Below are 12,721 nucleotides of genomic sequence, written 5' to 3'. Positions count from 1 at the left end.
CCACCTACAGGTCCGGCAAGCTCACCTATGACACATGAACCGGGCCAAGAAGCTCACCCCGGAGACGCGGTCGATGGCTCGGCAGGCGCTGCAGGTGCACCTCAAGACGCTGGAGAAGGCCGGTCTGGTCACTGCCCAGCTTGAGCTGTCCGACGACGGCAAGGCGCTCAAGTACTACGAGGCCGCGCCGTTCTCGCTGCACCTCACCCCCCCGACCTGGTGGCGGCCGCTGTCACGACCCTGAGCACAGCCGAAGACGGCGACGCCGTACCGAAAGGGAAAAGGTTAGATGGACATCACCGCCTCGGTTTCCGACGAGGCGCAAGACGTCCTGCAGGCTGCAGCCAAGCTCTGAACCGCAGCAGTCCGCAACGTGGCGGGCGGAACGCGTACCGCCTTCGAGCGGTTGCGCACGGTCTACTCCTACGGAGTGCTCTGCGACGAGGTCTACGTCTCGCGACCCGACCGCGTACACCGAGCAGGCCCAATGTCGACGGCCGGAGTGATCCGTGCTGCACCTGGCTGCCGACGGAGGTGGGAGGTCAGGTGAGCGCGGGGTCGGTGAGGAAGCTGGGTTCGCCGTCGTGAGCCCGCCCCACCATCTCCCACCCCGAGGCTCCCAGCGATACGACCGCGACCGGAAACACACCCAGGTTCTCCTTGTCGATGTGCTCGCGCAACTCATCGAGCAGCGCAGCCATGTCGCGTGCGAAGCTCTCGCCGGCCGGGTCGAGGCTGGACAGCCGCTGATCGAAGCTGACGTGCTCAGACTCGAGGTCTTCCACCGCGTCGGCGAAGTCGCCTTGTTCCTTCAACGCAGCAAACACGCCCCGTTCCTCGCGGCCGACGTGCCGGTCGAGCCGATCGGCCAGCACCTCCAGGACCTGGACCGCCCGGCTCCGGTCGTCTGCGACCAGCGCGCGGCGCACGTCGCCCGCGAGATCCAGCAGTACGAAATGCTCGTCCATCAATTCAGCTATGGGTTCCACACCCCGGCAACCACAGTGCTCACACAATTTCCTCGACCCCAACCCATCATCGCCAGGCCCGCCCGCGGCGGACGTCAATCCCAGCCCTCGGCGCTATTTACTACGCTATGTCTTGTAGAAGTTACCGCGGGAGCGCACCTCGCTCCCAGGCCCGAGAGTCACCAAGCGACATGTCGAAGTCCCCCAGTCGGCAGGACCGATGGCACTGCGCAGCGGGCGAGGTGAACGAGTTCATGGGGCCAGGGTGAAACGCGGTCCCTGCCGGTCGTAGAGGCGAAGTCCTGTCGTAGACGGCTTGATGGACCTGGTCCGCGTCACGTCACGGTGAGGCCGCGGGCGGCGAAGCGTGACCTGACGTGGGCTGTCTGTTCCGGGGTGGGCGCCGGCCGGCCGGCCAGGGGGAAAGGCAGGCCGAGGGCTTGGTACTTGGGGACGGCCAGTGTGTGGAACGGTAGGACGTCGACGCGTTCGATGTTGCCGAGATCGGCGACGAAGTCGGCCAACGGCTCGACGTTGTCCGGCGAGTCGTTGAGGCCTGGGACGAGGACGAACCGGATCCAGACCCGGCGTTCGAGGCCGGCGAGGCGGCGGGCGAACCGCAGCGTTGGCGCCACTTCGGCGCCGCCGGTGATGCGGGCGTAGGTGGTGGGCGCGAAGGACTTGATGTCGAGTAGGACGAGGTCGGTGTCGAGCAGGAGTTCGTCGGTGGCGCGTGCGCCGAGTGCTCCCGAGGTGTCCAGGGCGGTGGCGATACCTTCTTCGGCACAGGCGCGGAAGACGGCCGCGGTGAACTTGGGCTGGAGTAGTGGTTCGCCGCCGGAGATGGTGATTCCGCCGCCGGTGCGCTCGAAGAGTGCGCGGTACCGGCGCAGCTTTCGCAGTACGTCGTCGACCGAGGTCGGGGCGCCGTCACGTTCGGACCAGGTGTCCGGGTTCTGGCAGTACAGACAGCGCAGCGGGCAGCCGGAGAGGAAGAGCACCAGCCTGGCGCCGGGGCCGTCGACCGCGGTGGACAGATCCCATGAGTGCACCATCCCCGTGACGGTCTGCCGGCTCGTATCGACCGTAGCGAACGTCGCCCGGGCTTCGTCGAGGCGCACGTCAGATTCCCGCGTGGAAGGTGCGGTTGATGACGTCGAGTTGCTGTTCGCGGGTCAGCCGGACGAAGTTGACGGCGTACCCCGAGACCCGGATCGTCAGGGCCGGATAGGCCTCGGGGTGCTCCATCGCGTCGAGCAGGGTCGCCTGGTCCAGCACGTTAACGTTCAGGTGGAATCCGCCGGCGTCGGCGAACGCGTCCAGTACCCCGACCAGGTTCGCGATGTGCTCCTGACGGGTTCGGCCGAGTCCCGCCGGGGTGATGGACGCGGTGTGTGAGATGCCGTCGCGAGCTTCGTCGTAGGGGAGTTTGGCGATGCTGAGCGCGGCGGCCAGCATGCCGTGGTGGTCGCGGCCGTTCATCGGGTTCGCGCCGGGGGCGAACGGTTCGCCCGCGCGCCGGCCGTCGGGTGTGTTGCCGGTGTGCTTGCCATAGACAACGTTCGAGGTGATGGTCAGGACGGACTGGGTCGGTTCGGCATCGCGGTAGGTCCGCTGCGCCCGGATCTTCGCCATGAAGGTCTCGACCAGCCAGGTCGCGAGTTCGTCGGCGCGGTCGTCGTCGTTGCCGAAGGTGGGGAAGTCGCCTTCGCGGAGGTAGTCGATGACGATTCCCCGGTCGTCACGGACCGGGCGGACGGTCGCGTACCGGATGGCCGACAGTGAGTCCGCGGCGACCGACAGTCCGGCGATGCCGCAGGCCATCGTGCGGTGCACGGGGTAGTCGTGCAGCGCCATCTCGAGCCGTTCGTAGCAGTACTTGTCGTGCATGTAGTGGATGACGTTGAGGGCGTCGACGTAGGTTTGCGCGAGCCACTCCATCATCGTGTCGAGCCGGTTCAGCACGTCGTCGTACTCGAGGATCTCGCCGGCGACCGGGGGAACGGCGGGAGCGACTTGTTCACCGGTGAGTTCGTCCCGGCCGCCGTTGATTGCATAGAGCAACGTCTTGGCCAGGTTCACCCGGGCGCCGAAGAACTGCATCGACTTGCCGACCGGCATGGCGGACACGCAGCACGCGATGGCGGTGTCGTCGCCGTACCGCGGCCGCAGCAGGTCGTCGTTCTCGTACTGGATCGCGCTGGTGTCCAGGGAGACCTGCGCGGCGAACTCCTTGAACCCGCTCGGCAGGTCGGGAGACCACAGGACGGTCAAGTTCGGTTCCGGCGCGGGGCCGAGGTTGTACAGCGTCTGCAGGTAGCGCAACGACGTCCGGGTCACGAGCGGCCGGCCGTCCTCGGCCATCCCACCGATGCTCTCGGTCACCCAGGTCGGGTCGCCGGAGAAGAGCGCGTCGTACTGCGGTGTCCGCAGGAACCGGATGATGCGCAGCTTCACGACCAACTGGTCCACGAGTTCCTGAGCCGCCTCCTCGTCGATCAGGCCGGCGGCGAGGTCGCGCTGCAGGTAGATGTCGAGGAAGGTGGACGTCCGGCCCAGCGACATCGCGGCACCGTTCTGCTCCTTCGTAGCGGCCAGATACGCGAAGTACAGCCACTGCACTGCCTCACGGGCGGTCTCGGCCGGCCGGGTCACGTCGAAGCCGTAGGTCGCGGCCATCTCGGTCAGCTCGCGCAGGGCCTTGATCTGCTCAGCGAGTTCCTCGCGGTCGCGGATCACGTCGGCGGTGGAACGCCGCTCGGCCAGCCGCGCGCGGGCAGCCTCGCGATCCCTGACGAGCCGGTCGACACCGTAGAGAGCGACTCGGCGGTAGTCGCCGATGATCCGGCCGCGACCGTAGGCGTCCGGCAGACCGGTGATCACGCCCGACCGCCGGGCAGCCAGGATCTGCGGGGTGTAGGCGTCGAACACGCCGTCGTTGTGGGTCTTCCGGTACTGGCTGAAGATCCTGCGGACCTCGGGGTCGAGCTCGTACCCGTACGCCGTCAGGCCGTCCTGGACCATCCGCAGGCCACCGTTCGGCATGATGGCTCGCTTCAGTGGCCGGTCGGTCTGCAGGCCGACGACGATCTCGTCGTCGCGGTCGATGTACCCGGGGGCGTGGCTGGTGATCGTGGACGGGGTGTGAGTGTCGACGTCGAGAATGCCGCGTTCGCGCTCTTCGGGGAACAGCGCGGAGACCGTGTCCCACAGCCTGCGGGTGCGATCGGTCGGCCCGGTCAGGAAGGAACTCTCACCGATGTACGGCGTGAGGTTCGCGCGGATGAAGTCGGCCACGTCGATCCGCTCTCTCCACCCGGTCCCGGTGAAGTCGTGCCATGCGGTGGTGGTGCTGGGCGGCAATGTGCTGATGGTGTCCGTCATGACCCCGCCTGTCGTCACTCGATTCGCTGTCCTCGGTTCCACTCTGTCGCACGCGACGTGGCCGGCGTAGGGCCGAAAGTCCTTGTGGGCAAGGGATACGCCTGTCGACGAGCGCACTCGTACCGGCCAGGGACATCCGGCTGGTCGCCGCAGGACCTTCGGCCCTTCCAACGGCCACCCATTCGACGCGCCGGGCTGCGTGGTCGGCGTACGGAGGTCCGCAGTCTTCGCTTGTGAAGGAGTTGCGGCCAGATCGCCACCTATCGTGTAGATACGACAAGCTCCCGAGGAGTGAGGAAAACAGGATGGCGATCAAGGTGTTCCTGCTCGACGATCACGAAGTGGTGCGGCTGGGTCTGCGCCAGCTCCTGGTGAGTCGTTGCTGGATCCGGCGCTGACCTTGGCGGTTCTCGAGCGGTTGCGGAATCCGGTCGAAGCCGAGGACCCGGTGTACGCGAGCCTCACCGAGCAGGAACGGCGCATCCTTGATTTGATTGCCGAGGGCAAGACGAATCGCCAGATCGCCGAGACGATGTTCCTGGCTGAGAAGACCGTCAAGAACTATGTCTCCGGGCTGCTCCCGCAAGCTCAACATGGAACGCCGTACCGAGGCCGCCGTGTACGCGATCGAGCGAACCAAGAGGCGCCCCGCGCGCTGAGGACCCAGATCTTCCTGGTGACTCCTCAGGCGGGTTGATCGGTAGTCGATCAGCTCTGCAGGACGCGGCGGCCGGTCAGACGAGTCGGTGTGATTCGGACGAATTGGGTGCGAAGACCGACAGCCCAAGGCTGCGGGCCGCGATCCCCCCACAGTTCGACGAGAAGGTCCGGATCGTCGACATGGTCGGCGTCGCCGACGATCAGGACGCTCCACCCGCTCTGCAGGAATTCGTCGATGTCATCGATTTCGAAGGCGACTCGGCTACCGCGCATCGCGTTGGCCAGCGCGCTGCCGGCGTCGGTCCGGAAGATGATGTCGCGTCGGTGCACGACGTAGTTGACGGGTAGTACCTGCGGACCGTCCGGGCTGCTGAAGCCGACCCTTCCCACGGACTTGGTCGTCAAGAGATCCCTGCATTCCTCCGGCGGCAGATGTTGGAAGAGTGCCGGTTCGAACCATCGGTGGCCGCCCTCGCGCATGCTCATCTTTCAGATGTACAGCGGCCTGTCCTGCCGGGCAAAGGTCGAAGGTCCTGATTCTCGGTGCCGAACGCGGCTCCGCGCCGCGGTACCAAATCGCCCCTCAACGGATCCCGCTGACCCGCGCCCCCTTGCCGAAATCATGTTGGTGGGCGTGCTCGTCTGGGCTCGCTCAACTCGCGCTGGAGCCGGCCTTCTGACCTTCGGCCCGCGCTATCGGGGCCTCCGGCTCTCGCCCCGCCTAGGTCGGGCTACGAGGTTGGGATTGGAGGAGGGAGAGTGCGATGAGCACTGCACATCATTTCCGCTCGCAACGAGCCGCTGACGCCGTCACCCGGACGCCGTGGTGGCTGTGGCTGTCGGTACCGATCGCGCTGCTCGGCATTCCAGCCAGCGTGGCCGGCATCTTCGTCGACAGGGTCTACGCCAACGAGACCGCGAACTGGCAGGCCCAGGCGATCGGCCAGGACGTCTCGAACCTTGTCGTGATCCCCGTGTTGCTGGTCCTCGGGTACGCCGCTGCGCGCGGCTCGGCGAGGGCGCTGCTCGCGTGGGCCGGGACTGTCATGTACGTCGCGTACAGCTACGTGCTCTACGCGTTTGCCGTGCACTTCGGCCCGCTGTTCCTTCTGTACGTCGCGGTCCTCGGTCTCTCAGCGTGGGCGCTGATCGGCTTCTTCGCCGGCATCGATCCCGCTCGCGTTTCGCCGGCGTCCCGGCCCGGGCGGCTGACCGGGTTCACCTCCACGTTGCTGATCCTGCTCGCGTCGGCTTTCGCGATGCTCTGGCTGAGCCAGGACCTGCCCGCCATGCTGAGCAGCACGCCGCCTGACGAGCTGCGAGACACCGGATTGCTCACCAACCCAGTACATGTGATCGACCTCGCGCTGTTCCTGCCAGCGGCCCTGGTGGCCGGTGTCCTGCTCCGCCGCGGTCGTCCATGGGGTCAGATCCTTGCGCCGGTAGTGCTCAGCGCAATGGCCGGCATAAGCCTGGGCATCGTTTGCCTGACCATTGTCACCGCGTCCCGCGGCGAGCACGCTTCGCCCGTCGTCGCCGCAGTCCTCGGCCTGCTCGGCATCCTGCAAGCCCTCACCTGCCGGCGCTTCCTCAAAGCCATGGATCCGGGCATCCTGACCCGCCAACCCCTCCATGAGCAGGACGAGCTGCGATAACCGCCACCACACCCAACGGCTCACCGGACTACGGGACTGTGGCCCAGCGGCGATTGGGCCCTTAGGCCCTAAACGGAGTCTCACCTGCGACGGATGCTGGGACTGGAGGCGATAGTCATGTTCACTGTCCGGAACCTCGGCGGTGGCCCTCGGCTCGGGGGTCGTTGGGCTGGTCGCGTTGATCCCGTACTGGCTGGCCGCTCACGGAGGCGGCGAGACCGCGGGTACGGCGACCTGGACTGCGTTCGTCCACGTAGTCATGGTGGCCGGTGTATTCGCTCTACTGCTCGTCCCGCAGCTCGAACGGTGGGTCGACCACCACGTGATGAGTAGGTGAGCGCTATGCAGGGATTCCTCATCTGGGGAGCGTTCACCGTCGCAGTAGCAACGTTCTGTGTATGGAGGCCGCAGGCCGCACGAATCTTCATCGGTGTCTTCTTTGCTGCGATGGGCCTAGGTATCCATGGGGCGCTCATAGCCACGAATCCGCACAACTAGTCCACTTCGCAGCCAAGGCGCCGTGGGGCACCTACCGCGACGTCGGACTCTGGCTGGTCGAGCCGAACCCGTTGGCCTTCGGCATCCTCATGCTCGCCTTTGAAACCGTCACCGCTGCCCTCATCGTCAGCCGCGGCCGCTACGTGAAGTGGGGCCTGCTCGGGGCAATCGTGTTCCTGGTTGGCATCACGCCACTGGGACTGGAGGAGGTCCCCAACGTCATCCTGGCCGCAGGCTTGACCTTCCTGTTGACCAAGAGCTTCCCCACCGACGCGTGGACCATCGTGCGCCGTCACCGACGCCGCAAGCTCGGGTCCCGAACACGCACGAGCACCTCGTCTCATGCCTCGGACATGGTCCAGAGGTGACTCCTGGCCCCGCTGAGCGGCAGCTTCGCCGCTCCGAAGTCCAGCGCGCCGTCGGAACCTGAGTCCGTCGACGCGCAAGTTTGTCCGTTCGGGTGACCCGAATCATCGCCGCGAAGACGTAGGTTCTCGCCAACCATCGGCTGGGTCGTCGCGGCAACAAGGGGACCGCTGACGCGAATGACAGCCGGATTGGCGGCAGGCCGAAGGGATCTCGCTCGCGCCGGCGAACAGGCCTCTGTAGGGCGACAGGTCATAGCCGGCAGGCGCACTCTGATGTCATGGACGACGGCAACGAAAGGTGGAGCACCGCGATATCTAGGATGTGATTGTCGGTGGCATCCTCGGCCCGATCGAAGAGCCGAGGTGCTCGTCGCTGGCCTGTACCGATGGCTTGGCGAGGTCGACGGCGTTGACCTGACGCTACGGCTGCTGCGCGAGAAGACGGCTGGTGCCGACAAGGTCACGCGACGCATCGTCGAGATTGGCCTGCGGCCTCGCTGAGAGCCCTCAGTGGTCTCGTCTACCTGAGACCAGCTCGGCCGCCAGCACCGCCAGAGGACCTTGGATGCCGGTTTGACAAGGCTGCTGCAGTCCAGACGATATGCCCGCGCTGTGGCTTGGCAAGGGACAGCGTACGAGCTGGCCGACAGCTCGGGATCGGGCCACGAGTCGCGCACCCCGGAAGTTGCGGTTTAGGGCCGGGCTGGTTCGAGGCGGACGCAGCAGTGGCCTGGTTGGGGTGTGAGGTGGGCCTGGAGTTTGGTGGTGAGGCCGGACAGGAGGCCACTGATCAGGCACAGGTTCATGTGGCAGACGAGGTCGGTGTGTTGCTTTGCGAGGGTGTGGAACGGGCAGTTGCCCAGGACGATCGCGTCCTCGTCAGGACGGGGCTCGAATCCTTGCGCTTCGAGGATGCGCATCACGGGGTCGGCTTCCGTAGTACCGGCATCCTGTGCAGTTTTGGCGAGGTCGTTGCCGAGTTGGCGGGCATGCCGGTCGAGTGCCGCTCGCGGGGCTTCCCCGGTGGTCTCGGCGTCTTCGATGGCTGCGGCCAGGAGGCGGCCGGCCAGGTCGTAGCGGTGTTCGGGCAGGGACACGTCGACGTGCTGCTCGGAGCGGCGGTACAGCTTTGATGGGCGGCCCGCGCCGGGGCCGGAGCGGCCGGTACGGCGTTCGTAGACGACGTCCAGCAGGCCTTCGTCAGCGAGCCGATCGAGGTGGAACGCCGCAGTCGCGCGTGGCAGGCCGAGCGCCGTGGCCGCTTCCTCGCGGCTCACTGCGGCCGGTTGCCGGACGACGTGGTCATAGAGGCGCCGCCGCGTCGGTTCGTCCAACGCCGCGATCGCCAAGATCCGCGCTTCCCTGCTGGGGTCCACGACAACAGTCTAAAGCTAACTCCCATTGACTAAAATTGGGATCTCCTTCTAAAGTCAAAATCTATCTACTTTAGAAGGAGTGGGAGCTATGACAGCCGAGGTGCCGAGCAAGCGCACAGCGAGCCGAGCGGCGCTGTCCGATCCGGCGTACCAGGCCTTCCTGGTCCTGCGAACCGTCTTCACGGTGGCCCCGATCGCGTTCGGCCTGGACAAGTTCGCCAATCTGCTCACCGACTGGCCCAAGTACCTGGCCCCGTGGATCAACGATCTCGTCCCCGGTTCGGGGCAGGACGCCATGTACGTCGTCGGGGTGATCGAGATCGTCGCCGGCATCGCGGTCGCGGTGATCCCGCGGTACGGCGCACTGATCGTCGCGGCCTGGCTCGCGGGCATCATCGTCAACCTGCTGACCCTGTCCGGCTTCTACGACGTCGCACTGCGCGACTTCGGTCTCCTGATCGGCGCCGTGGCGCTGTCCCGACTCGCCGTCCAATACGCACCCCCACGCCACGACTCCTAGTCAAAGGAATCGAACCGTAGTGGCCCGGGGCGGGGCGAGATCGATCCGGTAGCCGCTGCCGAACTGGAAAGGTGATCATGAACAACCAGCCCACCTACGTCATCGTCGGCGCGAGTCTGGCGGGAGCCACCGCGGCCAAGGCTCTGCGGGACCACGGTTTCAGCGGACGGATCGTCTTGGTCGGCGACGAGACCGAGCTGCCCTATGAGCGTCCGTTGTTGTCCAAGGGGTACCTGATGGGCACCGACGAACGCGCGAAAATCTACGTCCACCAGGAGTCCTGGTACGCCGAGCACGCGGTCGAGTTGCTGCTCGGCCGGCGGGTGACATTGCTGGACCGCGTCGCCCACCAAGTGGAACTCGACACCGGCGAACGGATCACCTACAGCAAACTGCTGCTGGCCACCGGGGCTTCGCCGCGCCGGCTCCGGCTGCCGGGCGGTGAACTCGAGGGCGTGCACTACCTGCGACGGGTACTGGACGCCGACCTGTTGCGCGAGACTCTCCGTGAGGGCCGACGGATCGTCGTCGTCGGCGCCGGGTGGATCGGCCTCGAAACCGCGGCCGCTGGTCGGGAGGCCGGCTGCGACGTGACCGTGATCGATCCGCAACCGGCACCTTTGCTTGCGGCTCTGGGGAGTGAGATGGGTGCGTTCTTCGCCGGGTTGCACCGCCGCCACGGTGTGGACCTGCGGTTGAGTCACACCGTGACCGCGTTGAAGGGGAGCGGCAAGGTGGCCAGTGTCCGCACCGATGACGGCGGCGAGTTCGCGGCAGACGCGGTCATTGTCGGCATCGGTGCCTTGCCGAACGTCGATCTCGCGGAGCAGGCGGGTTTGAGCTGCGACAACGGGATCGTCGTCGACGAGATGTTGTGCACGCAAGACCCGTACATCTATGCGGTGGGCGATGTCGCGAACTCCTATCGTCCCTTCTACGGCAAGCATCTGAGGACCGAGCACTGGGCGAATGCCTTGTATGGCGCGCCGGTCGCTGCTCAGGCGATGCTCGGTCAGCAGGTTGCCTACGACAAGCTTCCGTACTTCTTCACCGACCAGTTCGACGTCGGGATGGAGTTCTCCGGCTGGATCGGCCGGGACGGCTACGACCGTCTCGTCACTCGCGGCGACGTCGACGGGCAGGCGTTCCACGCGTTCTGGCTGTCCGATGATCGAGTCGTGGCAGGGATGCACGTCAACCGCTGGGATGACGGCATCGCACCCGTCGAGGACCTGATCCGCAGTCGGCGACGAGTGGATCCGGATCGCCTCGCGGACGTCTCAGTTCCTCTGACTGCGCACGTCTTGGTCTAGCGGCGGCGAGTCACAGTTCGACGAGGAGGGAGATTCCGAGCGCGGCCAAGGTCAGCACCTTGGTTGCCTCGAGACCGATGTAGTACAGGTGTGTGGTCGAGCGGGGCGAGGGCATACCGGCGAGGACGCGGTCGGTGCGCCGGTTGAGGCGCGGACGGACGGCGATGAGCTGAACGGCCAAGACGGCCAGGACCACCGCCGCGAGAGCGGCGGCCAGGCCGGTCGGCTGACCCGCGACGATCGCGGCGAGCGTCACCAGCGCCAACGCGATTTCGATGCGGTTGAGTGCCCGGAAGACGATGCGGCCGATGCCTAGCCCGAGAGGAATGTCGACGCCGGGAGCGCGGAATTTGAGGGGTGTCTCCAGGAACGAGATCGCGAGCACCATGCCGAGCCAGACGAAGACGACGGCGGATGCCACGGCGGCTGGTACGGCGTTCAAGATTGCTCCTTCTGGATTCGTGACGAGCATCGGCCGTCGCACGACCGTTGGCAGGTACAGCTACGCAGCTGGCCAGCCGGCGATTCGTGCGACGAAGTCCGGCGGTGAGGCGGCGATCATCATGACGGCGGGTTCGGTCCCTGGGTTGGTCAGGCTGACCCGTTCGCCAATGGCGATGTGTGCGACGGCTCCTGGGGCGAGGCTGTGGTGCTGGTCGCCTTGCCGCAGGTCGATCGAACCGGACAGGTGAACCAGGACGATCTCGGAGGGGCCGTGATCGTGTTCGGGCAGGCCGCCACCGGGAGGGATCCATACCTGGACCATGGCGATGTTGTCGGAGGTCTCGGCGGCGACGAGGACCTCCATCGTCGGACCGCCGGGGATGGGTGCGCGGCGCCGGGGTGTGGTGCCGATCCGGGTGAGGTACATCAGCTGCTCCTGTCGCGACGCCGCCCCCAGCGGGTGTCCTCGCCGGTGTTGCGGGTGGGGGAGAGGTGGACCATGCAGGCGTCGGGTTCGGCGAACGGTTCGAGGCTGGTGGCCTCGATCGGTGCGCGGATTTCGGTGAGGGCGCCGCGCATCAGGCCGAGATGCAGCGGACACAAGGTGGCGGAGTACTCCTCCGCGAGTTCCAGGAAGGGACAGTGCCGCAGTCTGATGCTGCCCGCCTGCTTGCGATCGGCTTCCGGCGCGAATCCCAGGTCGGTCATCATCGCGGTCAATCGCTGCGTGGCTTCGGCAACGCCGGGCTGGCGGGATGGGGGGATGGGGTCGATCAGATAGCCGCCCCAGTTGCGGCCTGCGGCCTCGGCTGCCGCGCCCGCGTCGGGGCTCGTGGACAGTTGACCGAGCAGGATCTTGGCCAGCAGTTGGTACTGACGCTGCCCGCCCCGGTCCATTCCGGGATGTGGTGTGTGCACGGTCCGAGGCCGGCCCCGCCCGGTTGGTTCCTCGAGCCGGCGGTCAACGAGTCCTTGCGCTACGAGCGCGTCGAGGTGGAAGCGGGCCGTATTGGGGTGGATGCCAAGCCGTTCGGCGAGGTCTGTGACACCAAGGGGGGCATCAGAGGCTCGCAGGGCTTCCAGCAGGGCCTGGCGGCGTGGCTGGTCGCCGGCCGTCTGGTCAGTCCTGGTCATGGGGGTCAGCTTGCCTGCTCCTGCGGCGGAAGCGCCGCAATGAGGGGATGGTCGTGTGCGAGGGCGCCGATCTTGAAGGCACCGCCGGGTGATCCGAGATCGTCGAAGAAGCCCGCGTTCGCGGCCTGGTAGTCCTTCCACTGCTCGGGCAGGTCATCCTCGTAAAAAATGGCTTCGACCGGGCATACCGGCTCACACGCACCGCAGTCGATGCACTCCTCGGGGTGGATGTAGAGAGAGCGGCCGCCTTCGTAGATGCAGTCGACCGGGCATTCGTCGACGCATGCGCGGTCCTTCAGGTCGACACACGGCAACGCGATCACGTAGGTCACAGCTGACTCCCTCACTGGCGCTTGTATTTACTACAAATATCACATGTAATAATCAGTGAAAACACCGAC

General features: G+C 66.3%; 17 protein-coding genes. 8 read left to right on the top strand and 9 right to left on the bottom strand.

Annotated elements, in window-relative coordinates; genetic code table 11:
• Positions 1-34: 34 nt before the first annotated feature.
• Positions 35-244: an ArsR/SmtB family transcription factor gene (locus EV138_RS07035; protein WP_133977596.1), complete on the top strand. Its 210-nt coding sequence runs from the start codon at positions 35-37 to the stop codon at positions 242-244.
• Positions 245-542: 298 nt separating this feature from the next.
• Here the strand turns inward: EV138_RS07035 and EV138_RS07030 are convergent, their stop codons facing one another.
• From EV138_RS07030 to pflB, 3 genes are all read right to left on the bottom strand, one after another.
• The gene (locus EV138_RS07030) at positions 543-989 is read right to left on the bottom strand and encodes a hemerythrin domain-containing protein (protein ID WP_255513652.1); all 447 of its coding nucleotides are present in this window, start codon (positions 987-989) and stop codon (positions 543-545) included.
• Positions 990-1,303: 314 nt separating this feature from the next.
• The gene (pflA, locus tag EV138_RS07025) at positions 1,304-2,023 is read right to left on the bottom strand and encodes a pyruvate formate-lyase-activating protein (RefSeq protein WP_133977594.1); all 720 of its coding nucleotides are present in this window, start codon (positions 2,021-2,023) and stop codon (positions 1,304-1,306) included.
• Between the two features lie 67 nt (positions 2,024-2,090).
• Positions 2,091-4,352 carry a formate C-acetyltransferase gene (gene pflB / locus EV138_RS07020; RefSeq protein ID WP_133977593.1) on the bottom strand — a complete coding sequence of 754 codons (2,262 nt, stop codon included), beginning with the start codon at positions 4,350-4,352 and terminating at the stop codon, positions 2,091-2,093.
• Positions 4,353-4,731: 379 nt separating this feature from the next.
• Between pflB and EV138_RS07015 the strand changes: the two genes are divergently transcribed.
• The gene (locus EV138_RS07015) at positions 4,732-5,049 is read left to right on the top strand and encodes a helix-turn-helix domain-containing protein (protein ID WP_369410737.1); all 318 of its coding nucleotides are present in this window, start codon (positions 4,732-4,734) and stop codon (positions 5,047-5,049) included.
• A gap of 11 nt (positions 5,050-5,060) precedes the next feature.
• On the opposite strand, the gene EV138_RS07010 is transcribed toward EV138_RS07015, so the two are convergent.
• Positions 5,061-5,498, bottom strand: a complete 438-nt coding sequence (locus EV138_RS07010; protein ID WP_133977592.1) for a pyridoxamine 5'-phosphate oxidase family protein — start codon at positions 5,496-5,498, stop codon at positions 5,061-5,063.
• Between the two features lie 278 nt (positions 5,499-5,776).
• Between EV138_RS07010 and EV138_RS07005 the strand changes: the two genes are divergently transcribed.
• The 4 genes from EV138_RS07005 (at position 5,777) to EV138_RS37215 (ending at position 8,034) form a co-directional block, all read left to right on the top strand.
• Positions 5,777-6,667: a hypothetical protein gene (locus EV138_RS07005; RefSeq protein WP_133977591.1), complete on the top strand. Its 891-nt coding sequence runs from the start codon at positions 5,777-5,779 to the stop codon at positions 6,665-6,667.
• 142 nt (positions 6,668-6,809) lie between these two features.
• Positions 6,810-7,004 carry a hypothetical protein gene (locus EV138_RS07000; RefSeq protein WP_133977590.1) on the top strand — a complete coding sequence of 65 codons (195 nt, stop codon included), beginning with the start codon at positions 6,810-6,812 and terminating at the stop codon, positions 7,002-7,004.
• Positions 7,005-7,065: 61 nt separating this feature from the next.
• Positions 7,066-7,533, top strand: a complete 468-nt coding sequence (locus EV138_RS37220; protein ID WP_166678519.1) for a hypothetical protein — start codon at positions 7,066-7,068, stop codon at positions 7,531-7,533.
• Between the two features lie 363 nt (positions 7,534-7,896).
• Positions 7,897-8,034 carry a hypothetical protein gene (locus EV138_RS37215; RefSeq protein WP_166678518.1) on the top strand — a complete coding sequence of 46 codons (138 nt, stop codon included), beginning with the start codon at positions 7,897-7,899 and terminating at the stop codon, positions 8,032-8,034.
• Positions 8,035-8,225: 191 nt separating this feature from the next.
• Here EV138_RS37215 and EV138_RS06990 read toward each other — a convergent pair whose 3' ends face one another.
• Positions 8,226-8,909: a helix-turn-helix transcriptional regulator gene (locus tag EV138_RS06990; RefSeq protein WP_133977588.1), complete on the bottom strand. Its 684-nt coding sequence runs from the start codon at positions 8,907-8,909 to the stop codon at positions 8,226-8,228.
• An 88-nt stretch (positions 8,910-8,997) separates the two neighbouring features.
• Between EV138_RS06990 and EV138_RS06985 the strand changes: the two genes are divergently transcribed.
• Positions 8,998-9,429 (top strand): DoxX family membrane protein, encoded by a 432-nt coding sequence (locus EV138_RS06985; RefSeq protein ID WP_133977587.1) that lies wholly within the window; start codon positions 8,998-9,000, stop codon positions 9,427-9,429.
• Between the two features lie 77 nt (positions 9,430-9,506).
• Positions 9,507-10,742 (top strand): NAD(P)/FAD-dependent oxidoreductase, encoded by a 1,236-nt coding sequence (locus EV138_RS06980; RefSeq protein WP_133977586.1) that lies wholly within the window; start codon positions 9,507-9,509, stop codon positions 10,740-10,742.
• A gap of 10 nt (positions 10,743-10,752) precedes the next feature.
• Here the strand turns inward: EV138_RS06980 and EV138_RS06975 are convergent, their stop codons facing one another.
• Genes EV138_RS06975 through fdxA form a run of 4 tightly spaced genes read right to left on the bottom strand, consistent with a single transcriptional unit; the run spans position 10,753 to position 12,652 of the window.
• Complete coding sequence (locus EV138_RS06975) at positions 10,753-11,184, bottom strand: hypothetical protein (protein WP_166678517.1); 432 nt, start codon at positions 11,182-11,184, stop codon at positions 10,753-10,755.
• Between the two features lie 60 nt (positions 11,185-11,244).
• Positions 11,245-11,613, bottom strand: coding sequence for a cupin domain-containing protein (locus tag EV138_RS06970; protein ID WP_133977584.1), 369 nt, complete (start codon positions 11,611-11,613; stop codon positions 11,245-11,247).
• Entirely contained in the window at positions 11,613-12,320 is a 708-nt protein-coding gene (locus EV138_RS06965) for a helix-turn-helix transcriptional regulator (protein ID WP_133977583.1), read from the bottom strand. The genes EV138_RS06970 and EV138_RS06965 overlap by 1 nt, the downstream gene beginning before the upstream one ends.
• Positions 12,321-12,325: 5 nt before the next feature.
• Complete coding sequence (gene fdxA, locus EV138_RS06960; RefSeq protein WP_133977582.1) at positions 12,326-12,652, bottom strand: ferredoxin; 327 nt, start codon at positions 12,650-12,652, stop codon at positions 12,326-12,328.
• Positions 12,653-12,721: the final 69 nt, after the last annotated feature.

It is taken from the genome of Kribbella voronezhensis (assembly GCF_004365175.1).
GTDB classification, from domain to species: Bacteria; Actinomycetota; Actinomycetes; order Propionibacteriales; family Kribbellaceae; genus Kribbella; species Kribbella voronezhensis.
Note: the sequence above shows the minus strand (reverse complement) of the source record. Positions and strands in the feature narration are given on the sequence as shown.

Bases quoted from the DNA above. Each gene is read 5' to 3' on its own strand.
- EV138_RS06970 (WP_133977584.1), bottom strand. From the start codon at position 11,613: ATGTACCTCACCCGGATCGGCACCACACCCCGGCGCCGCGCACCCATC.
- EV138_RS06980 (WP_133977586.1), top strand. From the start codon at position 9,507: ATGAACAACCAGCCCACCTACGTCATCGTCGGCGCGAGTCTGGCGGGA.
- EV138_RS07010 (WP_133977592.1), bottom strand. From the start codon at position 5,498: ATGAGCATGCGCGAGGGCGGCCACCGATGGTTCGAACCGGCACTCTTC.
- EV138_RS07035 (WP_133977596.1), top strand. From the start codon at position 35: ATGAACCGGGCCAAGAAGCTCACCCCGGAGACGCGGTCGATGGCTCGG.
- EV138_RS06965 (WP_133977583.1), bottom strand. From the start codon at position 12,320: ATGACCAGGACTGACCAGACGGCCGGCGACCAGCCACGCCGCCAGGCC.
- pflB (WP_133977593.1), bottom strand. From the start codon at position 4,352: ATGACGGACACCATCAGCACATTGCCGCCCAGCACCACCACCGCATGG.
- EV138_RS37220 (WP_166678519.1), top strand. From the start codon at position 7,066: ATGGAGGCCGCAGGCCGCACGAATCTTCATCGGTGTCTTCTTTGCTGC.
- EV138_RS07005 (WP_133977591.1), top strand. From the start codon at position 5,777: ATGAGCACTGCACATCATTTCCGCTCGCAACGAGCCGCTGACGCCGTC.
- pflA (WP_133977594.1), bottom strand. From the start codon at position 2,023: ATGGTGCACTCATGGGATCTGTCCACCGCGGTCGACGGCCCCGGCGCC.
- EV138_RS06985 (WP_133977587.1), top strand. From the start codon at position 8,998: ATGACAGCCGAGGTGCCGAGCAAGCGCACAGCGAGCCGAGCGGCGCTG.